Origin of the sequence: Niabella beijingensis, assembly GCF_020034665.1 — a bacterium.
In the GTDB taxonomy this organism is placed as follows: domain Bacteria; phylum Bacteroidota; class Bacteroidia; order Chitinophagales; family Chitinophagaceae; genus Niabella; species Niabella beijingensis.
The window spans coordinates 1,532,594-1,556,916 of record NZ_JAIQDI010000001.1 but is presented as its reverse complement, the minus strand read 5'-3'; the positions used below and the strand labels follow the sequence as shown (position 1 = coordinate 1,556,916).

The 24,323-nt window shown below is 49.2% G+C and carries 20 protein-coding genes; 7 read left to right on the top strand and 13 right to left on the bottom strand.

Going from position 1 to position 24,323, the window contains the following annotated elements:
- Nucleotides 1-14 precede the first annotated feature (14 nt).
- Nucleotides 15-353, top strand: a complete 339-nt coding sequence (locus K7B07_RS06575) for a nuclear transport factor 2 family protein (protein ID WP_223708403.1) — start codon at nucleotides 15-17, stop codon at nucleotides 351-353.
- Nucleotides 354-377: 24 nt separating this feature from the next.
- Here the strand turns inward: K7B07_RS06575 and K7B07_RS06570 are convergent, their stop codons facing one another.
- From K7B07_RS06570 to K7B07_RS06550, 5 genes are all read right to left on the bottom strand, one after another.
- Nucleotides 378-1,700: a DUF58 domain-containing protein gene (locus K7B07_RS06570; protein ID WP_223708401.1), complete on the bottom strand. Its 1,323-nt coding sequence runs from the start codon at nucleotides 1,698-1,700 to the stop codon at nucleotides 378-380.
- Between the two features lie 62 nt (nucleotides 1,701-1,762).
- Nucleotides 1,763-2,740, bottom strand: a complete 978-nt coding sequence (locus tag K7B07_RS06565) for an AAA family ATPase (RefSeq protein ID WP_223708400.1) — start codon at nucleotides 2,738-2,740, stop codon at nucleotides 1,763-1,765.
- Nucleotides 2,741-2,751: 11 nt separating this feature from the next.
- A complete protein-coding gene (locus tag K7B07_RS06560) occupies nucleotides 2,752-3,975 on the bottom strand; it encodes a DUF4350 domain-containing protein (protein ID WP_223708398.1) in 1,224 nt (407 codons plus the stop codon).
- Nucleotides 3,976-3,987: 12 nt separating this feature from the next.
- Nucleotides 3,988-4,761 (bottom strand): DUF4129 domain-containing protein, encoded by a 774-nt coding sequence (locus K7B07_RS06555; RefSeq protein ID WP_223708396.1) that lies wholly within the window; start codon nucleotides 4,759-4,761, stop codon nucleotides 3,988-3,990.
- The gene (locus K7B07_RS06550) at nucleotides 4,754-5,731 is read right to left on the bottom strand and encodes a stage II sporulation protein M (protein ID WP_223708395.1); all 978 of its coding nucleotides are present in this window, start codon (nucleotides 5,729-5,731) and stop codon (nucleotides 4,754-4,756) included. The genes K7B07_RS06555 and K7B07_RS06550 overlap by 8 nt, the downstream gene beginning before the upstream one ends.
- A gap of 119 nt (nucleotides 5,732-5,850) precedes the next feature.
- Here K7B07_RS06550 and K7B07_RS06545 point away from each other — a divergent pair, with 119 nt between their 5' ends.
- Complete coding sequence (locus tag K7B07_RS06545) at nucleotides 5,851-6,675, top strand: RDD family protein (RefSeq protein WP_223708394.1); 825 nt, start codon at nucleotides 5,851-5,853, stop codon at nucleotides 6,673-6,675.
- Here the strand turns inward: K7B07_RS06545 and K7B07_RS06540 are convergent.
- The 8 genes from K7B07_RS06540 to K7B07_RS06505 form a co-directional block, all read right to left on the bottom strand.
- Nucleotides 6,672-7,124: a hypothetical protein gene (locus K7B07_RS06540; RefSeq protein ID WP_223708393.1), complete on the bottom strand. Its 453-nt coding sequence runs from the start codon at nucleotides 7,122-7,124 to the stop codon at nucleotides 6,672-6,674. The genes K7B07_RS06545 and K7B07_RS06540 overlap by 4 nt on opposite strands.
- Nucleotides 7,121-7,546 (bottom strand): hypothetical protein, encoded by a 426-nt coding sequence (locus K7B07_RS06535; RefSeq protein ID WP_223708392.1) that lies wholly within the window; start codon nucleotides 7,544-7,546, stop codon nucleotides 7,121-7,123. Before K7B07_RS06535 ends, K7B07_RS06540 begins: the two co-directional genes overlap by 4 nt.
- A 129-nt stretch (nucleotides 7,547-7,675) precedes the next feature.
- Complete coding sequence (locus tag K7B07_RS06530; RefSeq protein WP_223708391.1) at nucleotides 7,676-9,100, bottom strand: efflux transporter outer membrane subunit; 1,425 nt, start codon at nucleotides 9,098-9,100, stop codon at nucleotides 7,676-7,678.
- A 57-nt stretch (nucleotides 9,101-9,157) separates the two neighbouring features.
- Nucleotides 9,158-12,307, bottom strand: coding sequence for an efflux RND transporter permease subunit (locus tag K7B07_RS06525; RefSeq protein ID WP_223708390.1), 3,150 nt, complete (start codon nucleotides 12,305-12,307; stop codon nucleotides 9,158-9,160).
- A gap of 3 nt (nucleotides 12,308-12,310) precedes the next feature.
- The gene (locus tag K7B07_RS06520) at nucleotides 12,311-13,507 is read right to left on the bottom strand and encodes an efflux RND transporter periplasmic adaptor subunit (RefSeq protein ID WP_223708389.1); all 1,197 of its coding nucleotides are present in this window, start codon (nucleotides 13,505-13,507) and stop codon (nucleotides 12,311-12,313) included.
- A 19-nt stretch (nucleotides 13,508-13,526) separates the two neighbouring features.
- Nucleotides 13,527-13,988, bottom strand: a complete 462-nt coding sequence (locus K7B07_RS06515) for a GbsR/MarR family transcriptional regulator (RefSeq protein ID WP_223708388.1) — start codon at nucleotides 13,986-13,988, stop codon at nucleotides 13,527-13,529.
- A gap of 130 nt (nucleotides 13,989-14,118) precedes the next feature.
- Nucleotides 14,119-15,042 carry a tRNA (adenosine(37)-N6)-dimethylallyltransferase MiaA gene (gene miaA / locus K7B07_RS06510; protein ID WP_223708387.1) on the bottom strand — a complete coding sequence of 308 codons (924 nt, stop codon included), beginning with the start codon at nucleotides 15,040-15,042 and terminating at the stop codon, nucleotides 14,119-14,121.
- 127 nt (nucleotides 15,043-15,169) lie between these two features.
- Nucleotides 15,170-15,739 carry a plasmid pRiA4b ORF-3 family protein gene (locus K7B07_RS06505; RefSeq protein WP_223708385.1) on the bottom strand — a complete coding sequence of 190 codons (570 nt, stop codon included), beginning with the start codon at nucleotides 15,737-15,739 and terminating at the stop codon, nucleotides 15,170-15,172.
- Between the two features lie 829 nt (nucleotides 15,740-16,568).
- On the opposite strand from K7B07_RS06505, the gene K7B07_RS06500 reads away from it, so the two are divergent.
- From K7B07_RS06500 to K7B07_RS06480, 5 genes are all read left to right on the top strand, one after another.
- On the top strand, nucleotides 16,569-17,411 hold the full coding sequence (locus K7B07_RS06500) for a sugar phosphate isomerase/epimerase family protein (protein ID WP_223708383.1): 843 nt from the start codon (nucleotides 16,569-16,571) through the stop codon (nucleotides 17,409-17,411).
- Nucleotides 17,412-17,487: 76 nt separating this feature from the next.
- Nucleotides 17,488-18,162, top strand: a complete 675-nt coding sequence (locus K7B07_RS06495; protein ID WP_223708382.1) for a response regulator transcription factor — start codon at nucleotides 17,488-17,490, stop codon at nucleotides 18,160-18,162.
- 3 nt (nucleotides 18,163-18,165) lie between these two features.
- Entirely contained in the window at nucleotides 18,166-19,494 is a 1,329-nt protein-coding gene (gene porY / locus K7B07_RS06490) for a sensor histidine kinase (RefSeq protein WP_223708380.1), read from the top strand.
- A 104-nt stretch (nucleotides 19,495-19,598) separates the two neighbouring features.
- Nucleotides 19,599-20,984 (top strand): TolC family protein, encoded by a 1,386-nt coding sequence (locus tag K7B07_RS06485; RefSeq protein ID WP_223708378.1) that lies wholly within the window; start codon nucleotides 19,599-19,601, stop codon nucleotides 20,982-20,984.
- Nucleotides 20,985-21,019: 35 nt separating this feature from the next.
- On the top strand, nucleotides 21,020-24,301 hold the full coding sequence (locus K7B07_RS06480; RefSeq protein ID WP_223708377.1) for an efflux RND transporter permease subunit: 3,282 nt from the start codon (nucleotides 21,020-21,022) through the stop codon (nucleotides 24,299-24,301).
- Nucleotides 24,302-24,323 lie beyond the last annotated feature (22 nt).

Genomic DNA, 24,323 nt, shown 5'->3' with positions numbered 1-24,323 from the left:
TAAAACAATAATATATGAAGAATCAGGCTACAGCATTGGTGTTGCGGTTTATCGAAGCACTGAACGCGGAAAATTTCCCGGATGCCCGGGTTTGTTTACGGGAAGATTTTGTATTTGAGGGCGTACTCGGGAAGCGGGAAGGTGCAGACCTCTATATAAAGGAAATGACACAAATGAAGCTGAAATACCAGGTACAACAGGCGTTTGCGGCCGGAGAAGATGTCTGTCTCTGGTATGAGATCGATATGGGCGGAAAAATGGTGCTGGCATCCGGGTGGTACCACACGGAAAACGGGAAGATCCTTTCACTGAAAGTGGTGTTTGATCCGCGGCCTTTGTTGGAGGGAAAGTAAACAAGGTCGTTTCTTTTCCGGAGATCAGATCCGGGCCCTGTTCTTTAGTTCCAGGTATTTATTGATGGTATTTACGGTGAGCTGCTGCGGCGCGGTAAGAATGCTTAAGATCCCGTTCTGCTGCAGCTCCTTGACCATCTGCCGCTTTTCAAAGGCAAATTTCTCCGCAATGGTTTTAATATAAACTTCTTCAAGATCGCCGGCGCTTGTTTCGGTAAGCTCCCGGATCGCCGTGTTTTCAAAGAATACCACCAGAAGCAGGTGATAATGGGCCATCCTTTTTAAGGCCGGCATTTCACGTTGCAGGCTTTCCATGGATTCAAAATTGGTGAACAGCACCAGCAGGCTGCGGCTGGTGATCTTATTACGGATAACGGTATAAAGCTTTTCGTAGTCAGCTTCAAGGAAACGGGTTTCCTGTTTGTACAGCGTTTCCAGCAGCAGGTTCATCTGTCCTGGGCGTTTGTCGGCGGTAAGGAATACATCCTGGTTCTCTGCAAAAGTGATCAGTCCGGCCTTATCCTGTTTTACAAGGGATATATTGGACAATACAAGGGCTGCATTGATGGAATAGTCCAGCAGGGTCATACCTTCAAATGGCATCTTCATCACCCGCCCTTTATTGATAATGCAGTATACCTGCTGGCTGCGTTCGTCTGTGTAATTGTTCACCATGATGCTGCCTTTACGGCCGGTGGCTTTCCAGTTAATGGTGCGGTAGTCATCGCCGCGCACATATTCCTTAATGTGCTCAAACTCCATGCTGTGCCCGAGCCTTGGTGAGCGCTTTACCCCTGCTTCCTGCAGCCGGTTGGCAATAGCCAGTAACTGGAAACGGCGCATCTGGATAAAGGAAGGATAGACCTTTGTGGTCTTTTGCGCGTTAATGGTGAACCTGCGGGTTACCAGCCGCAGCGGTGCGGTAACAAATACATTGATATCGTGAAAAAGGTATTCGCCGCGGGTGAGTGGTTTCAGAAAATAATGGATGTCTGTTCCCTGGCTTCCGGCAAGGGTGGTATTGCGGACCCAGCTCCGCTCCTGGAACTGGACCGGCAGTTCATCGATCACCGAAACGGCAACCGGGTGGTTATAGTTGTTAAAAAGGTGCAATGTGATCCGGTTCTCGTCGCCGATACTCAACCGGTCGGGGGTGGTCCTGGTGGCAATAATGCCGTTTTTTTTCAGATACACCAGCAGCACATCGGCGAGAATGGCAATGAACAGCAGTACCAGCAGCACCGATGCAATGGAATAGAGCTGTGGTGCAAAATAACTGGCAATAAAGCACAATGCGATAGCGCCGCCGATGTAGTAAACGATCTTATTGAGATAGAACGATTGCAAGGATAATTGAGAATTGAGATGGGAGAATCGGGATTTGGAATTTGAGATTTAGGATTTGAGATTTATCTGGGTATTTCCAGGCCATTGATCAGCTGCCTGATGATCTCATTTTCGGTAATACCTTCCATTTCTTTTTCCGGCGACAGGATAATGCGGTGCCTCAGAACGGGAGCGGCCACCGCCAGTACATCGTCCGGTGTTACAAAGTCCCTTCCCCGGATGGCTGCCATAGCTTTCGAAGCGTTCATAATGGAAAGGGAAGCACGGGGTGAGGCACCCAGGTAAATGGCTTTGTTATTCCTTGTCTGGTGGATCAGTTTTGCAATAAAACCCAACAGCTTTTCTTCGATGATGATCTCTTTTACCTGCTGCCGGAGGTGATTGATCTGTGCTCCGGACAGGGCCTGATCGATGCTTTCCAGCGGATTCTGATTCCCCAGCTGATGAAAGCGGCTGAGGATCTGCAATTCCTGTTCTTCAGTAGGGTAAGGTACCTCGATCTTAAACAGGAAACGGTCGAGCTGGGCTTCCGGCAGGCGGTAGGTGCCTTCCTGTTCCACCGGATTCTGTGTGGCAATAACCATAAACGGCGTGTCCATCGTATAGGTCTTTCCATCTACCGATACCTGGCGTTCTTCCATCACCTCCAGCAGTGCTGCCTGGGTTTTTGCCGGGGCCCGGTTGATCTCATCCACCAGTACAATGTTCCCGAACACCGGACCTTTTTTAAATTCAAAACGTGCATCACCCGGGTTGAATACAGGTGTGCCGATAACATCGGAAGGCATCAGGTCGGGGGTGAACTGGATCCTGGAAAAAACAGCATTTACCGAGCGGGCCACCAGCTTGGCGGTAAGGGTCTTTGCCACACCCGGAACCCCCTCTATCAGTACATGACCGTCCGCCAGTAGCGCCGTGATGATGAGCTGGACCATTTCATCCTGACCTATAATGATCTTTTTTATTTCATCGGTGATCTTCATTACCGCCTGGTTCAGGTCGCTGAGGTTGACGCGGTTTTCAAAAATTGGTTCTTCCATGTATCTTGTTTTTAGATGCTGTTATAAAATTTTTCAATATCTGCCTGTAACACGATGAGGTCCGTATCCGAAATAATACCTTCATTGTTTACCTGTTTTATCCGCGCCACAATGCTGTTGATCAATTCCGGATCGGCCCCGCTTTTATGACTGACCTCCTGTATGAATTCCTCATTCAGTTTCTTCGAAAAGATATGATATTTATTGCGAAGGTGTTCCAGAAAATACGCACTCATTTTCTGGGCAAGGTTGATATTATCTTTTTTCTCATAATAAAGCAGCCCCATTGTTTTTACAAAGTCGAGCGTGTCGTTCTTTGGCGGTACGATGGCGGGTATGAAACGCTGCCGCCGGCGCATTTCCAGCAATGCAAAGAGCAACAGCAGCAATAATGCCAGCAGTATCCCGCTCCGGAAGCTTTTCTGCTTCATAATGGAAGCGAACCAGCCTTTATTACTTTTATCATCGTTTCTTCTTTTCCGGTAGTATTCATCCCAAACAATCGTATGGGTAGCTGAGGGAATGAGGGAAAACACCCGGTTGAAATATTCCATATTATTTCCGTAAAGCAGGAAATAATTGCTGAAGCTCAGCGGCGAAAGGTGTATGAACAGCGAGCCTTTCCCTTTTTTCAGTTGTATAAAATTGGCGCGTCCTTCCCGGCCGCGGCCAAGGATCCGCGTGGTGCTTTTGTCGGTGCGTACGAAATAACCTTCCATGGCCACGCCGGGGTAACTGGCAGCATATGCCGGTGACGGAGGTATGGAATCCAGCTCCTGGCGCATGGTATCCGGCCCGTAGTCGGCAAAAGGGTAGGAGTCGATCGGGCCGATGCTGGCCCGCGCATCAACAAGATGCTCCAGTTCATTGCCGGGCCGGAAACAGCTGATGAATACATTGTTGCCGGGCTCTATAAATTCCATCAGCTCATCCAGTTCATACTCATAGAAGCTGGCCTGGGGTGCTATGACAATAAAAAGCTGGCCGCCGGTTTCCCGCGAAAGAGCAGTGTCATTGAGCAATTCCTTCTTATTGATAACAAAACGCGCTTCGGGAAAAAAACGTTTTAAGCCGTTATAGGCCACATAGGTGCCATAGGGATTTTTATCTTCTTTTTTAAGGGAAACAAAAGTACTTGGCTGCTGCTTTGTATCTGTTTTTCCATTCCTTAACAGCACAAAAAGAAGTACGATGATCAGCAGGAAGCCCAGGAGATATGGAAGCTGTTTTTTCAAAAGACGGGTCCGTTAAAGTTTTTGTTTCAGTTGTTGAAAGGTATCGTTTATTTTTTGATACATATTCTCGCTAATATCGAATAAGCCATACCAGCTGTACTCATAATGCCGGGTAGCGGTAAAAAAATCCTGGTAATGCTTGCTGGAACGCATTTGCGTCAGGTACTCAAAATTGGTTTTATCCGGCAGGAAATGGATCAGCTGCCTGTCGGATAATTTTTTCAGCAGTTCAAGGTATTGCAGCCGGATGGCCAGCCGGTAATTTTTCTGCTGTAATGCCTGCCGGATGGATGCCGCATAATCGATGGAAAAAATATCCCGGGATGCCTCTTCTGTATGTGATACGGGAAGCGCGGTGCTTTTTTTGCGGAACAGGATAAACTGATTGGCGGACAGGTACCACACCAGGATGATAATGAACAGCGCAATAGCAATATACGGGAGCAGGGAGAAAAAACCGCTGCCGATGACGGGCCCCCGTGTTTGTTGTGAAGATGCTTTGTTTTCCGGTTTCAGGCCGGTTTTTACATAACCGAAGTCGGCATCATTATGGAGCCGGCGGACAAAACTGTCCGGAACGGAGCGGACCGCAGAGCTGTCGTTTTCAAAATATTCAATGCCTTTGAAGCTGGCAGCCGGTTCTTTATCGGTCGCACTGCCGATATCTACAATGCTTGTTGAATCCTCTGTGATTTCATCCTCTTCATTTGACTGCGAAAAAGCAGCGGCCGGCAGTAACAGAAACAGGATACCACAAAACAGGAACGCATTTTTCAGTTTATACATCGCTTGCAATGCCCCCCTCTGCAGCTCTTTTGCTGCGGCGGGCCAGCTGAACGGGATAAATGATAAAGTACCAGATTACAAAAAGGACCGAGGCAGTTGTTATGAAGGTGGTAAACCAGGAGGCATTATTGTAAAGCCTCGTAAAAAGTCCTTCAAAAAAAGCAGCAATAATGAACGCCGGTAATATACCGATCATGATCTTTACTCCGTCCTTGGCGCCTTCCCGGAAGGCTTCGATGCGTTTCCGGGTACCGGGGAACAGGAAGCTCTTCCCCAGGATAAACCCGGCTGCTCCGGCCAGTATGATAGCGGTTATTTCCAGGGTACCGTGTACAAATACCACCATCCAGAACTGAATGCCAAACCCCTTTGACGTAAAAAGCTGATCAAAAACACCTACCATGGCCCCCGTCTCGGCGAGTTTGTATAAGGTAGGGATCCCGCAGAAAATACCCGATACAAAAAACAGGAAAGCCACCCTGATATTATTGATCATGATGCCCAGCCAGCTTAAGACGGGATTACCGGATTCATAGATCCCGAAGGGATTGCCCTCCTCGATGTTTTCCATTGTTTTCTGCACATAATTTTCTCCGAAAAAATTGTTGGCAACATCCTGGTCTTTTGCCGCAACAAAGAATGCGAGTAAAAAAAAGGTCACAAATACGATAAACGCGAACAACACGGTGCGGTGGTGCTTGTAGATAACCAGGGGCAGCTCATATTTCCAGAAATAAGCGAGCCGGCTCGATTCTTCTTTCCGGTTCTGGTAAATGCTGAGATACATATCGGAAGCCTGTTTGTTCAGGTACTGTGTGGTCTTGCTGGTGGGGTAGAATGTTTTGGCATAAGCCAGATCATCCACCAGCTGGGTAAATGATTTAGCCAAATCATCGGGTGATTCCGGCGGTTGCTGTTGGTTTTTCAGCCAGCGGTCTTTGTTTTTCTTAATGAACAGCGCCTCTCTCAAGCAAATTGATTTTCTGCCAAAGTACAATTTTTATTTAAAAACATCAATTCTGCCGGGTAAAATAAATCATGGTTAATATTAGGATTTAAGTGTATTTTGCCTGACAAAACAACGCGCTCATGCCGGTAATCAGCATCCCTACCTCCTTTAATATCGATGTGGCTTTTGAAGTGCCCAGCTTTGGCCGGCGCATGGCGTCCCTGTTTATCGATATGGCGGTGGAGCTGTGCTATATTATTGCCGCCAGCTGGCTGGTGGGAAAGCTCACCGAGCAGATCGGCCCCTGGGATGAAGACGGGCGGCATAATTTATGGGCCATTCAGCTGCTGGTAATGGCGCCTCTTTTTTTATACCATATCATCATGGAAATTACCACCAACGGGCAAAGCATCGGAAAAAAGATCATGCACCTGCGGGTAGTGAACGACAACGGGGGCAAGGCCAGTATCAGCCAGTTTTTGATCCGGTGGCTGCTCCGGGTGTCCGATCTCTGGATTGTGGTGATCCTTATATTGCTGCTGACCCTGGGAAGCAGCGCCGACTGGCAAACCTTTTTTATCTTCCTTCTGGGCTTCGGATTCCTGGTGACCGATATTGTACTGGTAGCCTCCTCCAAAAAATCCCAGCGTATCGGTGACCTGCTGGCGCATACCATCGTTATCCGGACAAATAAACACGAAGACCTCTCGAATACTATATTCCGGGAGGTACGGGAGGACTATGTTCCCGTTTTCCCGCAGGTGATGCACATTTCCGACCGGGACCTTAACATCATCAAAAACCTGCTGGATAATGCGCACAAGACCCATCGCTATGATTCGCTGAAAATGGCGGCAGACCGGGTAAAGGATTATCTGAAAATTGAAACGGATATGGAACCCTACCAGTTCCTGGACAAGCTGCTGGAGGATTATAACTATCTTTCCACCAATCAGCGTGCTTAGACTGCAGCTCCCAAGCTGATCATCAATGCACTCAGAAAAGAGTAGGCCAGCAAGAAGATCACGGCGATTCCAATTATTTTAAAATAAGAGGCCAGGTGAAAAAGCCCCTTGCTGAGGGTCCGGTGATCGCCGGCCTGCAACGCCTTCCGGGTAAGCCGGGAAAAATTGAAGAGCATGTAAAATAACAGCAAGCTGAAGATCATCGACCCCGCGACAAAAAGTATCGGGCCCCGGGACGTCATTTGAATGGCGGCGTCATCAAACCCTTCTTTGGCTGGCCCTGTTTTTACAGGGGATTTTAGGATCCGGGCAACCAGATTGATGATCGTTCCGGAAATAGAAAGAAGCGCTACAACACCTGCTACCTTTGCGGCGCCCATGATCTGGCGTTTCGCCGCACTGTCAATTGGAATAACTGATTCGTTATTATCGTTCTCCTGCTGGATCATTGGAAGAGGATTGAAAGATTGGCTAAAAGTGAAAATCCTGCAAAAATGGCGATTGCAATAAAGAACCGGCGGAAATTGGCAAAGCCCTCTGCTACCAGTGCTGCGTTTTTCTGCAGCACACCTGCCTTGATATAAGTAGCGGCGTTATACAGAAAATACAATAAAGCGGCCGCGGCAAAAAAGAAAATAAAGAAGGTAATAATCATAGCGCTATAAGCACCTTCCACCTGCACCGGGAGCAGGCCTTCCATCTCTTTCAGGATGGCAGCACCGTTAAACAGCATGGCTACCACCAAAAAAGCACCGAAGCTGAACCCGATCACGGTGATAAACCGCGTCCACCGGCTGACAGTCAGCAACTGGTGTTCCAGTTCCGGATCGGTCTCTGTATCAAAAACGGAATGTGGGTCCTGTTCAGTCATTGTTTATTTTTTAAAGGGTAAAGATAGGTCATGTTTTTAAGAAAGCCGGCAAAGAGCGTTTATTCCTGCGTTTCAAATAAAAAGGGCAGTTTTTAAAACTGCCCTTTTTATTAATATATTACCGGGTCATCACTTCCATCCGCCGCCCAGCGCCTTATACAGCTGGATGACAGCATTCAGTTTGCCATACTTGGCGTCCACATAGTTGAGCTCTGCCTGTAATTTATTGGTCATCGCGGTGATCACATCCAGGTAATTACCCATACCATTATTCACCAGCTCCTGGGAATACTGTGTGGCTGAATCATATTCCTGGAACTCCTGCTTTTTAAAACCGATAAGCTGCTGTTGGGCGTCATAGCTGAATAATGCATCCGATACTTCTTTTGCAGCATTCAGTATGGTCTTTTTATAACCATTATAGGCGATCTGCTGATTGGCCTGTGATACCTCATATTGTGTCCTTATCTGGCGTTTGTTCAGTATAGGCTGTAACAGGGAACCTGTTGCTGTGGCGAAAAGGGAGCTTACACTGAACAGTTTGTCAAAATCCACACTTTGAAGGCCACCGCTGGCGCTAAGGGTCAACGAGGGATAGAACCCTGCCTTTGCAGCATTGGTGAGATGGAATGCATTCATGTAACTGAATTCGGCTTCCTTCACATCCGGCCGGTTGGCCAGCAGCTGTACCGGTACTCCTGTTGCCAGGGGCGTATTGATCTGTTGCTGATCCAGCGTATTCCGTTCAATGGGTTGTGGCGGAATACTCAGCAACATACAAAAATAATTCTCCATCAGTTTGATGCTGTTGTCGAGACTGACCAGGATACCCCGGGAGTTGAGCAACAGTGCTTCGCTTTGCTTTACCGCTACCTGTGTAAGGGTACCGGAATTTTTGAGTGCCTTTGTTGTTTCCAGGTTCTGCTCACGGTAGCGGATCGTTTCCTCCGTGATCTTCTTTTGCTCATCGAGCGACATCAGCTGGTAATAGGTATCGGCAACGGCGGCGATCAGATCTGATTTTACAGCCTGGTGAGCGGCCTGCGATTTCAGGAAATTAGCAACGGCGTCTTCTTTATTGCTTTTTATTTTCCCCCACACATCTGCTTCCCAGGATAAACTGCCACTGATGCTGTACTGAAAGAGGTGCAGGCGGTGTCCGCCGGCAAGCTGTCCCAGCTGTGTGTTCAGGGAGTTGGTCTGGTACATTACGGAAGGACCGGCTGATAAAGTGGGAAAGTAGTTTGCTTTGCCCTGCTTCATGTAGGCCTCTGCTGCAGCGATCTGCTGGATGGCGGTGCGGATGTCCAGGTTCTGTTCCAGCGCTTTGTTGATATATCCCGTGAGCTTGTCATCGGTAAAGATCTCTTTCCAGGAAACATCGGCCATGTTTGCGGAATCAGCAGGGAGCTGGTCGGTGCGGTAGTAGCTGTCGTCTACCAGCTCCTTTGGCCGCTGGTAAGGTTTTGCTACAAAACATCCCGACAGCAGGATCATCATCAGCAATGATCCCGGTAAGACGGTATATATTGTTTTATTGATTCTAGATTTCATATTTATTTTTTTTGACCGGTTGGATCGCCGGCGATCCAACCGGCCGGTTTGGAACGGTTATTCGGATAGTTTTTCTGCCTTGTTGATCTTTGCCGGACGTATCTTTTCCTGCAGCCACTGGAAGATCACAAACAACACGGGAATCACCAGTAATCCTAAAATCGTACCGATCAGCAGGCCCGATGCGGCACCTGTGGCAATGGACCGGTTACCGATGGCGCCGATGCCGGTTGCATAAACCAGCGGCATCATACCGGCGATAAATGCGAACGAGGTCATCAGGATGGGACGCAGCCTTGCCTTGGCAGCATTGATGGCCGCCATGGGAATACTCTCGCCTTTATGCCGGCGCTGCACCCCGAACTCCACGATCAGGATCGCATTCTTTGCGAGGAGCCCCACCAGCATGATCAGTGCGATCTGGAAATAAATATTGTTCTCCAGTCCGAACAGCCATTGCCCGAAGTAGGCGCCCATTACTCCCATCGGCAGTGAAATGATCACCGAAAGGGGAATGATATAGCTTTCATACTGGGCACTGAGGATAAAGTAAACGAATATAAGGCTGAGTGCAAAGATGATCAGGGTTTGTGACCCTGCATTGATCTCCTCCCTGGTCAGGCCGGAATAGTCGATGCCATAGCTGGTGGAAAGAGAGGTCTGCGCCACTTCCTGTACCGCCTTGATCGCGTCACCTGTACTGTAGCCGGCATTAGCCGCACCGGTAAGATCCGCGGAAGAGAACAGGTTGAAGCGGGTTACGGACTGCGGACCATAGGCACGCTCCAGCGTTACAAACTGTGACACCGGCGCCATCTCACCGTTACCGGTCTTTATGAAAAAGGAGTTCAGGCTGTTGACGTCCATCCGTGCGTCCGGCAAGGCCTGTACCATTACCCGGTATTGCTTACCATACTTTGTAAAGTCTGCTGCGTAAATACCACCGATATACCCCTGCATGGTAGCCAGCAGGTTGCTAACGGACACACCGGCTTCGCTGGCCTTGGGCACGTTGATCACCATTTCATACTGCGGATATTTTGTATTAAAGGAGGTTTGCGCAAACTGTATCTCCGGGCGCTTCATCAGCTCGCCGATAAAACGCTGGGTGGTTGCATCCAGTTCATCGATCGATTGTCCTCCCTTATTGAGCAGTGAGAGCTGGAAACCCGCACTGTTACCAAAACCGGGGACACTGGGCGGACTGAAGAAGATCATTCTTGAATCCGGGATCGTTGCACCCACACCAAATAGTTTCTTCGTGATATCGTCCACACTCTGGCCGTCTGCCGAGTTACGGTCCTTGAACGGCGCCAGCTTGATAAATGCCAGGCCGTAGTTGCTGCCGGAACCGGCGATCAGGCTGCGGCCGGTGCTGAAGGTAACACCCTGGATACCGGGTATCTTCGAAGCCTTGGCAGTAAGCTCTTTCATTGCCTGATAGGTACGGTCCATGGTGGCGCTGGGTGGCAGCTCCACATTGGCGAATATGATCCCACGGTCTTCAGCAGGCACAAAGCCGGTCGGCGTGCGGTTGCTGATGAAAAAGATCAATCCGAGTGAGGCCACCAGGATGATCAGGGTCACCCATTTGTGGCGGATCAGGAAAATAAAAGCCTTTCCGTACCGCGTGGTCATTGCATTGAAAGCCGTATTGAAGCTGGCAAAGAAACGCTGCAGGAAGTTCTTCTTTTTGTGTTCGTGGTCTTCCGGATGCGGCCGCAGGATCAGGGCACAGAGTGCCGGACTGAGCGAAAGCGCGTTAACGGCAGAGATCAGGATCGCCACGATAAGGGTGATACCAAACTGCTTATAAAATACCCCGGTCGGACCACTGATAAATGTAACGGGTATAAATACGGCGGCCATTACCAGCGTGATCGAGATGATGGCACCCGTGATCTCATGCATGGCATCCAGCGTCGCTTTTTTGGGATCCTTTTCCCCGTGGTCCATTTTGGCATGGACGGCCTCCACGACGACGATAGCATCATCCACCACGATCCCGATTGCCAGTACCAGCGCAAACAGCGTGAGCAGGTTCAGTGAGAACCCCATCAGATTGAGGAAGAAGAAGGTTCCCACAATAGATACGGGCACCGCGATAGCCGGGATGAGGGTGGAGCGGAAGTCCTGCAGGAAAATATAAACAACGATAAATACCAGGATAAAGGCCTCCACCAATGTGTGGATCACTTTTTCGATAGAGGCTTCCAGGAATTCGTTGGTGTCATAGTTGATCACATAATTGATCCCCTGTGGCAATGTTTTCTCGGTTTCCGCCAGGTACTTTTTAATGTCAACAATGATCTGCTGGGCGTTGGATCCGGGTGTCTGGAAGATACCCATACTGATACCGGGATTACCGGAGCTTTCCCCGACACCTGCATAAGAAAGTGCGTCCAGTTTTACGGAAGCAACGTCTTTCAGGCGTAAGAACTGGCCCTGTCCCAGCGACTTGATGATGATATCCTCATACTGGCTTTGTTCATTGAATTTACCCTTGTACTTGATCACATATTCAAAGGAGCTACCGCTGTTCTGACCCACAGATCCGGCTGCGGCCTCCTGGCTCTGGCTGTTGATGGCTGCTGTTACGTCACTGGGCTGTACCCCATAAGCCGCCAGCTTTTGCGGATCGAGCCAGATCCGCATGGAATAGGATTTTCCCCCGAACACGGTGGCATCACCCACACCATAGATCCGTTTGATACCGGGAATAATATTGATATCAAGATAGTTCTGAAGGAATACGTCATTCAGTTCCTTATTGGTAGTATAAAAGGTAAGGAACATAAGGGCACTGGTCTGTTGCTTTTGCGTAACCACCCCGGCACGTGTCACTTCAGCGGGAAGCAGGGGGGTGGCGCGGGCCACACGGTTCTGCACGTTTACCGCGGCAATGTCCGGATCGATACCCTGTTTAAAGAATACGTTGATAGTGGCGCTACCGTCGTTACCGGCAGTGGACGTGATATAATCCATCCCTTCCACACCATTCACCTGTTCTTCAATGGGGATGATCACGCTTTTCTGTACGGTCTCAGCGTTGGCACCGGTATAGGTCGCCCGCACGTTTACCGTGGGCGGGGCGATATCTGGATACTGTGTTACGGGCAGGGAGATCACTCCCAGGATTCCCAGTAATACGAGTATTACGGAGATAACCGTAGACAGGATCGGTCGGTTGATAAATGTTTTAATCATGTGTTAAAAAACAGGTTTAATGGCGTTAGTAATACTGTCAAAATCTACGGGACGGGGAATTACGGCAGCGCCGTTCCTCAGTCCGCCCACTCCGGCAGCAATGATCGTATCTCCTTTTTTAACGCCGCCACCCAGCAGGGCCATATTGTTAATGCGGTCCAGAACGCCCACCACAACAGAGTTTACTGTATCCTTTCCTACTTTATACACATAGATGATCCCTTGTTGTTCGAAAGTAGCTGCTTCCGGCACCGCCAGCACATCTGTATAGGTTTTTGGAATTTTAATAGTACCGCTGTTCCCGTTTGCCAGCAGGCGCCCCTGGTTGGGGAAGGATACCCGGAACAGGATGGTTCCGGTGCCGGGATCGATCTGTCCGGTTACCGCTTTTACTTTTCCTTTTTGCCCGTATAAGGAGCCGTTTGCCAGTTCCAGGTCAACTGCGGGAATGTTGTTCAGTTTTTGAGCAACGGTAAGCCCTGGTGTCTGCTCCAGGAAGTTCAGGTATTCCTTTTCATTCATTGAAAAATAAGCATAGATCTCGCTTACATCGGATACCGTGGTAATGGGGGTCTGGTCCGTGGGGCCTACCAGGCTGCCCACCCGCAGCGGCAGTTTACCCACGATACCGTCTATCGGGCTGCGGATAACGGAATATTCCACGTTGGCCGCAGCACTGCGGTAGTTGGCCTGGGCCTGGCTGCGGTTGGCCTTGGCCTGCATCAGCTGGCTTTGCGCAGAGCGCAGGTTGGCCTTTGCGGTTTCCAGCTGTACATTGCTGATGATGTTCTTTTCCACCAGCGGCGTTAACTTGTTTACTTCCACCTGGGCCGCATTTACATTGGCCTCCGCCGTGCTGATGCCGGCTTCTGCTGCACCCACACCGCTTCTGGCGGCATCGGCTGTTTGGGAAAGTGTATTGGTTTCGAGGCGGAAAAGGAGCTGTCCCTTGCGAACGGCCTGACCTTCATCCACGAGTACTTCTTTGATATACCCCGAAATTTTTGCGCGTACGTCGTTGTTGTTACGGCCCTGGATGCTGGCCGGATACGTACTGAAACCGGTCACACTTTTAACAGGAACCGCTATTACCGGATAAGGCCGCGCGGCATTGGGGTTGGGGGCTTGTTTCTTTCCTCCGCAGGCAGCTAAAAGCACTAAAATAATGCTGCCTGTTACAATACTGATCTTTGTATTCATATATGTCCTGATTTCGGGGTTATTGGTGTAGGGTTTTGACAGTTGACTCGATTGTTTTTATATGTTTATTGAGAATGCTGATATATTGACTGATCCCTTTGATGGCCGGTTCGTTGGGATGCCGGGTTTGTTTGTTAAACTGTATCATCCGTTGCATCAGCTCTTTTTCACGCAGCAGCTTATCGAGTATATTCCCGAAACGGATGCCCATAAACTTAGGATTGATGCGGTAATACCGTTTCCGGGAATCGATCGGCGTGATGTATTCCACATATTTATTCTGCACCAGCATCTGCAGGCTGTTGGACAGGGAACTTTTGCTGACGTTGAACTTTTCGAGAAGCTCATCAAACGTATAACCGTCCGCTTTCAGATCCAGCATCATGTACACATAGATCTTTGCGTTCAGGGGCGGCAGGCCGTAAAGGTTGCCGTAGAACGCCACCATGTCCTGATATAATTCTTTTTTTGTTGCTACCATGATTAATGAAAAAACGAACCGCAAATTTAGTGTTAGTTCGGTAAATTGCGAACAAACCGGTATTAATATATTTTTAAATTTTGTCCGGGGTACTAACACAGAATCCTTATAAAAGTTTGATAATGAGATGCTATTTTCTTATTTGTTTCAGCCGGGATTTTATAAACGGTAAAATAATCGGGTAAGCGGCAGCGTCCATCCAGTGAAACGCCGGCTGTTTTTTAAACCAGGTCAGCTGCCGTTTGGCGTAGTGCCGGGTATGCTGCTGGATGAGGGCTACAGCGGCTTCGCGCGTAAGCGTACCGTCGAAATACTGAAACAATTCCTGGTAGCCGACCGTCTGCAGGGCATTGTGATGGCGCAGGGGCAGTAATTGGCGTACCTCTTCTTCCAGTCCGGCTTCTATCATGTTTAGGACACGCTGGTTGATGCGCTCGTAAAGCAAAGGCCTTGGAAGCTCCAGTCCGACAGACAATACATCAAAAGGACGGGGTTGTTTTGTGTTCGACTGAAAGCCGATAATGGATTGGCCGGTAGCTTCCATCACTTCCAATGCGCGCATCATACGCTGCGGATTCTGCATTTCGCCCCTGGAAGCAAACAGCGGATCTCTGACCTCCAACTCCTGTTGCAGCCAGGAGATGCCACCGGCTTCATAATTGCGGATGATCCTGTTCCGCAGACCGGGGGCCACAGCCGGCACCGGGTCCAGTCCTTCAAGGAGCGCTTTTATGTAAAGGCCGGTACCGCCTGCCAGCACCACTACCGGATATTGCTGAAACAGGTTTTCCAGTAATTCCAATGCATAGGTTTCATAAAGGGCGGCATTCATTTCATCATGAATGCTGTGGGAGGCAATAAAAAAATGAGGAATGGCTTCCAGTTCAGCTTCAGACGGGCGGGCCACCCCAACCGCCAGTTCTTTAAAACACTGGCGGCTGTCTGCCGAAAGGATCACGGTATTCAATGCACGTGCTACCTCAATAGCAACAGCCGTCTTACCCACAGCCGTGGGGCCTGCAATTACAACCAGTGTATTTTTTTGAAAGGGCATTGTATTTACAGGGCAGTGGTAATGATGCACAACGGGTTATAAACAATCAATCAGGCCGGGTGAGCTGCAGCAACGGAACGGGGTCTGTTGGTCCGGGAGTACAGGCGGTCAAAACAGTAGCACCCTGTTAATCATCCAGCTCATCATTGAACTCCTCACTGCCCTCATCAATACCAACGTCTTCACCATCCGCACCTTTTTCACCGAAGCCTTCTGCCGACCGGGTGAGATCATATTTTTCCTCGATATCGGCAAACTTTTCGCCCAGCAGGCCTTTTGTTCCGTATTGTTTGGGACTGATGCCTTCTGTACGGGTGATCTTGGGATATTCGATCGCCGCATTGCCGTCCTTTGCAACGTTGATGAGCTCAATCAGAAAATCCCAGTGTTTTTGAAAGTCGTAACTGTAGGTAAAACGCTGGTTGGTATTCTTGATCTCGGAACCAATGGTGGTGGTACGCATCAGGAGCGGACCCACCCGGTAAGTCCGGTCAGCATATTGTTCCAGCGTTATTTCCCGGCCCTTCTGCCATTGATCGTTGCTTCTGAAGAAAGTAGCCTGGTGTTTATTGTCAAAATCAAATGCCTTGAGAATCGTTTCGTGCAGGTCAAAAAAGGTTTGGGTATGCAGCACAGCAATATCTCGGTAGACACTGTCATCCTCTTCAAAATATACCCTGAATTTTAAAATAGCCATAAGCCGAAGGTACAAAGAATCTGGAAATAGTGGTCAGAATATACGCGGAAACAGCCGGTGTAAAGGGCCTGCCGGAACGGTCTTCCTGATAAAAAGAATCCGGGGCTGTTTTAAGAGCAGCGCATGCAAGAATGAACAGATGAGCCGGGAATGGTGCCGGAAACAAAAAAGACCCGGAAGAGGGTCTGACGGATAGCTGTTCAGCAGGTGATAAACGGATGGGTCAGCATTATTTTTTAACACGTATGGCCGCCACAATACCCAGGCTGTACAGGATCAGGAAAGCGCCGAATATGATTAAAAGATTGGTCATAGTTGATAGTTTGTATGGTAATATTTTCAAGAACCGGGCCAAACCGGTTTGGTATGAAATGATCAGGATCAAGCTTCGCCCGGTAGGGTATTGCAGCCGTTAAAAAGGCCCGTCCGATCGGTGTAACCGGCTGCAGGCCTTAATCGTATGGGAATGAATGTGAAAAATAGTAGGGGAGGTTTTATTTTTTATGCGGGTGCCGTGGTATCCGGCTGTTAAAACGCCTGCAGGAATAAAGGAATATGGGTACAAAAACTACGGTCTTTTTTGATAATTTTTAGAAATTGGCCCGGTCCAGCGTAGCGGATCCTGATCTATAACGGGAGGAGGGCCGCTTTTCATACTGCTTTTACAGAACGAAATGAAACGGTCTTAAAGCCCCGGCTACAGTGGATCACGGAGGCAGCACGAAAACGTTGTCTTAAAAAATACCTGTTGATTCTGCCCGGACATAAAAACATTTAATATTTTTAGGGCATTGGGTACAACGTATTAAATATAAATTCAATTAAAAATATGAAACGATTTGGTTTGCTTTTGTTGTTAATGACCGGAATGATTATCGGGGCGGCTGCCCAGGGAACCGTAAAACGCCCGGATCCGCAGCCTGCTGCTGATACACGTGAACCCTTTAAGCTGGGAATGGCCGGATATACCTTTGCAAAATTTGGCCTGGACACCGCATTACAGACACTGCAGCGGGCAGATGTGCACTATCTCTGCATCAAGGATTTTCATTTGCCGATCAATAGTACCGACGAAGATATCGCGGCTTTTCATCAAAAACTGAAAGACAAGGGCGTTACCGGTTATGGTGTAGGGCCGATCTATATGAAGACCGAAGCCGAGGTGGACCGGGCTTTTGAATATGCAAAACGGGTAGGGGTAAAACTGATCGTGGGAGTACCCAATTATGACTTGCTGCCTTATGTAAATAAAAAAGTAAAGGAATACGACATGAAATATGCCATTCATCTGCACGGCCCGGATATGCCCCTCTATCCCGATGCAGATGATGTATGGAAAAATGTCAAGAACCTGGATCCCCGGATGGGTATGTGCCTGGACATCGGCCATGATACCCGCAACGGAAAGGATGCAGTTGCCGATCTTAAGAAATACCACACCCGCGTATTTGATATTCATCTGAAAGATGTTACCGGGCCTACAAAACAGGGCTATTCCGTAGAAGTGGGACGGGGCATCATCAATTTCCCCGCTTTTGTAAAGATGCTGCGCCAGGTAGGATACACCGGAGTGGTGAGCCTGGAACACGAGCGGAATATGGACAACCCGTTCATGGGTATTGCTGAATCTGTAGGTTACTTCAGGGCAATGCTGGTGGCTACGAAGAAATAGCGGTCAGCTGTAAGCCTTCAGCAATCAGCTGCCAGCTTCAGAATTTCTTCAAAACTCCTGCTTACTTTTGCAGGGGATGAAAATTTTAATCGTTGAGGATAACATTGCTTTATCTGCCAGCATCCGGGATTACCTGGAAGCAGAGCATTTTATCTGTGAATGCGCATTCGGGGTGGACGAGGCAAGGGAAAAGTTATCCGTATTTACCTATGATTTTATTTTGCTGGACATGATGCTTCCGGACGGCGACGGCCTGGAGGTGCTCCGGTTTATCAAAACCGAAAAGATCGTCAGCAATGTGCTGATCATATCGGCAAGGGACGCGCTGGATGACAAGATAAACGGCCTGGAAGGCGGTGCGGATGATTATATCACCAAGCCTTTTCACCTTCCCGAACTGCATGCCCGGTTGCGGGCCATGTACCGCAGGAACAGTTTGCAGGGCAGTCATATCGTTACTGCCAATGAAATTGAACTGAACACCAATACCATCGAAGCACGGGTGAATTCGGTGCTGCTCGACATTACCCCAAAGGAATTTGACCTGCTGTTGTATTTTGTGGTGAACAAAGACCGGGTGCTTTCCCGGCAGGCCATTGCCACACATCTATGGGGCGACTATACCGATAATCTTGCGAACTTTGACTTTATTTACCAGCACATCAAGAATCTCCGCAAAAAGATCGCCGCAGCAAATGGTAATGATTATATAGAAACGGTGTACGGACTGGGTTACCGTTTTAAACTCTGAAGCATGAAACTGATCAATAAGATATCCCTTTGGTTCCTTTTCATCCTCCTGGTGGTGACACCCGTTACGATGACCATTTCCCAATGGGGGATCAAACGTAAAATGATCGAATTTGAAGTAAAGCGCCTGCAATCTGTAAATGACCGCATTTACCACCTGCTGGAACAGGGCCGGCCGGTGGATGATTTTATAAAGGACCGGGAAATTGAGATCGCCACTGTCCGCGGTCCTGTTCCAAAAGAAAATCCGCAGGTGATCAAACGGCTGAACAATGTGGAAGGAATGAGCGAAAAGGAGGTGGCGCTTTTCGTGATCAGCTACCGGCCGGTGAACGGGGTGGTTTACAAAGTGACCTCCCACAACTATTTCATCAATCCCAATGAGTTTTTCAGCAGCATGTTCATTACCCTGCTCTGGAAAATGCTGCTGGTGAGTGTGGCATTTTTCATTTCTGCCCGGATCCTTTCCCGGACCCTCTTCAAACCGTTTAAAAGCACCATGGAAGCGATCCGGCATTTTAATATCCGGCAGAAACAAAAGCTGCAGCTGGGACGCTCATCCACCAAAGAGTTCAATGAGCTCAATTGTTTTATAGAGACCATGACCAATAAAGCGATGGAGGAATATGCAACCGCCCGGGAGTTCAGTGAAAACGCATCGCATGAGCTGCAGACACCGCTGGCCGTGCTGCGTACAAAAACAGAGTTGCTGACCCAGACATCATTGAACAGCCAGCAGGCCGGACTGATCGAACACATGCAGACGGAAGTGAACAAACTTTCCAATATTACAAAATCACTGGTATTGCTGGCCCGCCTGGAAAATCACGAATTCAATACCCGCGAAAAAATAAGATTCTGCCGGATCGCTAAAAACGTCATCGAAACCTATAGCTATTGGGCGGATCTCAAAAACATCACTGTTACGCGTAATACCGACAGCCGGGTGTTCATCCAGATACATCCTACGCTGGCAGATATCCTGGTGGCCAACCTGATGCGCAATGCCATCCGCTACAATGAGGAAAACGGATCGGTTCATGTAGAACTGACTACCGATTATTTCAGGATCAGTAACACGGGAGATCCCGTAACCATCCCGCATAAGGACCTGTTCCGGCGTTTTAAAAAAGGCAGTCAGAAAAATGAGGGAGTGGGGCTGGGCCTCGCCATCGTAAAGCAGATCTGTGAGGTATGTAATTTCAGGATCTCTTATGCCTATGTGGAACACCGGCATATTTTCTGTGTATACTTCAATGAAAATTATTTATCCGAAATCGATGTAATCCCCTCCAATGCTGCGTTTCAGACGGTTGTTTTTGCAGAAGCCTGAGCAACTGTTCGTAAGCCGCGCGTCATTTTAATTCCAGCTTCAAAATTGCTTCAGAAAGATCCAGTTGTTTTGCGCATTGTTTCCACCAAATAGCGCAAATAACCATGCATAGAAGATTTCTTTTGGTACTGCTCACTGCAACCTTTTCGGTAATGGCGGGTGCGCAACCGCAACTGTCATTGAAGGACGCGATCCGGACTGCAGCGGAAAATTATCCTTCCATAAAAGCCAAGACCGCTTATGCAAAGGCTTCAGAACAATTGATCACAGCTGCGCGGAAAGAACAATTGCCGAATATCAATTTCGGAGTACAGCAGGACTATGGTACCATCAACGGAACCAACGGACCGCTTTATGGTTTTGGCGGGCTGGCCACGGCCTCTTCCGGCCCGGCCCTGGCCACACAGAACTGGAATGCGGCGTTTGGAGCGCTATACCTTACCAATGTGAACTGGGAGTTTTTTGCATTCGGGAAATACCGGGAACGGGTAAAAGTGGCACAACAGGTCTGGCAGCGCGATACAAAGGACCTGGCTCAGGAACTTTTTGAACATAAGGTGCGGGTAGCCGCAGCCTATCTTACACTGGTGGCAGGTCATCAGATCACCAAGTCGTATGAAAAAAATTTAAGCCGTGCCGATTCGATCCGCCGGTTCGTTATTGCCCGTGTAAAAAACGGGCTGATCGCCGGGGTGGATTCCTCTCTTGCCAATGCTGAATATTCCAGCGCCCTGATCCTGCTGACCAACGCGAGGGATAAAGAACAGGAACAAAAAAATATCCTGGCGCAACTGATCGGATCTGAAGATACCGGCTTTACCATTGATACAGCATTTGTTTCCCGGATACCCGGCAGCTATCTCGACACATTAACCCCGGAACAGGAGCACCCGGTGCTTGAATATTACAGGAGCCGGATCGCTGTCAGCGATCAGCAATCGCATTTTATTAAAACGCAGTACTACCCGGCGTTCTCGCTTGTGGGCGTGTGGCAGTCGAGAGGGTCGGGCTTTGAAAGCGACTACATCAATGATCAGCATCATTATTCATCCGACTACTGGAAAGGGATCAACCCCAACCGGTCAAACTATCTCATCGGGGTTGGTGTTACCTGGAACCTCATGCAACCCGTGCGGTTGTCGAAACAGGTAAGCGCGCAGCGGATGATCAGTAATGCCCTGCAGGAAGAGTACAACACGGCAGCATTACAGTTAAAGACGCAGCTGCGCACCGCAACAAATAAAATGACCAACGCACTTTCGAATTACAGGGAAGCCCCGGTACAGGTTAAGGCCGCCAGTGATGCGTATCACCAGAAGTCGGTGCTGTACAAGAACGGCCTTACCAACATGGTAGATGTGATGCAGGCCGGTTATACGCTGATACGGGCGGAGACCGACCGGGATATTGCCAACAACAATGTGTGGCAGGCGCTTTTGCTGAAAGCAGCAGCAGTGGGCGATTTTGACCTATTTGAAGAACAGTTATAATAAAACCGGTAGGAAATTAAAAAGCAGGGACAGTTATGAATTTGATACGTTTTGCATTAAGGAAACCCATTACCATCCTGGTAATGGTGGCAGCGCTTTTCTTTTTCGGCATAAAAGCGGTAAGTACCATAAAGGTGGACATCTTTCCCAAACTGGACCTGCCGGTAATTTATCTCTCCCACCCTTTTGGCGGATATACGGCCCAGCAGATGGAAGCGTATTTCGGAAAGCAATATATTAATATCCTGCTGTATGTAAACGGGGTAAAAAGTATTGAAACAAAAAACATCCAGAGCCTTACGCTGATCAAGATCAATTTTTATCCCGGCACCAATATGGCGCAGGCTGCCGCAGAAGTAAGCGCTTTTTCCAACCGGATACAGGCCATTTTTCCGCCGGGGTCCAATCCACCTTTTATCATCCGCTTTGATGTATCTACATTGCCGGTAGGACAGCTGGTACTGAGCAGCGATAAACGGAGTAACAACGAGCTGCTGGACCTGGCCAACGTATATGTACGTTCTTCCTTTACTTCCATCCCGGGTCTGGTAGGATCTACCCCTTTTGGGGGGAATGTGCGTACGGTGGTGATAAAGGCCAACCCCGAACTGCTGCGGGCACACAGCATGACCGCGGACCAGCTGGTGGCGGCACTTAGGGTGAACAACCTTTCCACTCCTGCGGGTAACGTACGGATCGATGATAAAAACTATGTAACACCCGCCAATACCACGTTGAAAGAAATAAAAGATTTTGAAAACATCCCGCTTTTTACCAATGGGGCAGGTGCGTCCAACCTCTATTTAAGAGATGTGGCCACCGTGGAGGATGGTGCGGATGTAAGCACCAGCTATGCGCTGATCAACGGCCGGCGCTCGGTATATGTGGATATTGCCAAGGCCGCGGATGCCTCTACCTGGGAAGTGGTGCAGAACCTGAAAAAAGCATTGCCCAAAATACAGTCGCAACTGCCGGACGATGTAAAACTAAGCTATGAATTCGACCAGTCTACTTATGTGATGAACTCCGTAAAAAGTCTGCTGAGTGAAGGTGTGATCGGAGCGGTACTGACCGGCCTGATGGTAATGTTATTCCTGGGCGATCTGAGGGGAGCACTTATAGTGATCCTGACAATACCTACATCGATCATCACCGGGGTACTTTTTCTGAGCCTGTTCGGACAGACCATCAACATCATGACCTTAAGCGGACTGGCGCTTGCTATCGGTATCCTGGTAGATGAAAGCACCGTAACGATCGAGAACATCCACCAGCACCTGGATATGGGCAAGCCCAAAGCGCTGGCCATATGGGATGCCTGTAAGGAGATCGCCTTTCCAAAACTGCTGATCCTGTTCTGTATCCTGGCTGTGTTTGCTCCGGCATTTACCATGGGGGGTATTCCCGGTTCCCTGTTCCTGCCGCTGGCCCTCGCGATCGGTTTCAGCATGATCGCTTCTTATTTCCTGGCCCAGACCTTTGTGCCCGTAATGGCCAACTGGATCATGAAGATCAAACATAAAAAGGGCAGGGATGGAAAAGAGCTGACGGAGCAGGAAACTTTTGAAAGCGCCGCCATCGCTGCTGAAGAAGAAGACACCTGGTCGCAGAAAGAAATCCTGCTGAAAAATGAGGACAGTAACCGCGACGGGAAAATCAGCCGGTTTGAGAAATTCCGTATGCGGTATATGCGGTTCATCGACCGGATGATGCCTTACCGGAAATGGATCGTGTCGCTTTACATACTGGTGGCCGGGCTTACTGCCCTGCTTCTCCTGAAACAGATCGGCCGGGATGTACTGCCAAAAGTAAATGGTAAACAGTTCCAGGTACGGCTCCGCGAACCGGATGGAACGCGCATCGAAAAGACGGAACTGAAAACGCTCGACCTGCTGAACGCGATCAATGAGGTAGTGGGAAAAAAGAACATATCGATTACATCTTCCTTTGTGGGCGTGCATCCGCAGCTTTTTTCCACGGCGCCTATTTTCCTCTGGATGGCAGGGCCGCATGAAGCGGTACTGCAGGTAGCATTAAAAGAGGACTATAAAGTAAATCTGGACGAGCTGAAAGACAAGATCCGGAAGCGCGCCGGTGAGATCGCCCCGGAGATGAAACTGTCGTTCGAGCCGATCGAGCTTACCGATAAGATCCTGAGCCAGGGCTCACCCACACCGGTGGAAGTGCGTTTTTCGGGCAGGGACAAAAAACAAAATGAAAAGTACGCCCTGATGATGGTGGAAAAGCTGAAGCAGATCCCTTATTTAAGAGATATACAACTGGGGCAGTCGATCCGCTATCCGTCACTGAATATCAACATCGACCGGATACGGGCAGCCCAGCTGGGTACGGATGTGAATACGATCTCGCGTTCACTGATCGCTTCTACCTCTTCTTCCCGTTTAACAGAGAAGAATATGTGGGTGGACCCCAAATCCAACCTGCCTTACAGTGTGCAGGTGCAGATACCGGAAAATGAGATGACCAGTCACGGGGCGATCGGGGAGATCCCGCTTACGGCAAACAGCGCCCGTCCCTTGCTGGGAGATGTGGCTACCATTGAGCCGGATGTTACCTATGGTGAAGTGGATAACCTGGGTTCTGTGCCGATGTTGACAGTAACTGCCAACCTGAACAACAAGGACCTGGGTGCGGCGGCCCGGGATGTAAAACAGGCAATACAGTCGCTGGGTAAGCTCCCCCGCGGTCTGAATGTGGACCTGATCGGGCTCAGTGATACGCTTACCGATACACTGGACAGTTTACAGGGCGGACTGATCGTTGCCATCGTGGTGATCTTCCTGATGCTTGCGGCCAATTTCCAGTCGTTCAAAGTATCGTTGATCGTACTGGCTACCGTTCCGGCCGTGCTGTTCGGATCTATGGCCCTGCTGATGTTGTGCGGTTCCACGCTGAACCTGCAATCATATATGGGAATGATCATGTCGGTGGGGGTATCCATTTCAAATGCGGTACTTTTGATCACCAATGCAGAGCAGATCCGGAAGCATAATGGCGATGCCGTGAAATCCGCCAGGGAGGCTGCCGCACTGCGGATGCGGCCCATCCTGATGACTGCGCTGGCCATGGTGGTGGGAATGATCCCTATGGCATCGGGCCTGGGAGAAGCCGGTGATCAGTCGTCACCGCTCGGCCGTGCTGTGATCGGCGGATTGATCGCTTCTACATTTGCAGCGTTGTTTATCCTGCCGCTGGCATTTGCCTGGGGACAGGGCAAGGCAACAACAAAAAGTGTATCCCTCGATCCGGAAGATGCGGAAAGCGTTCATCACATACCGAATTTACATCACCGTTAAAACTGATTTGTTTACATTAATC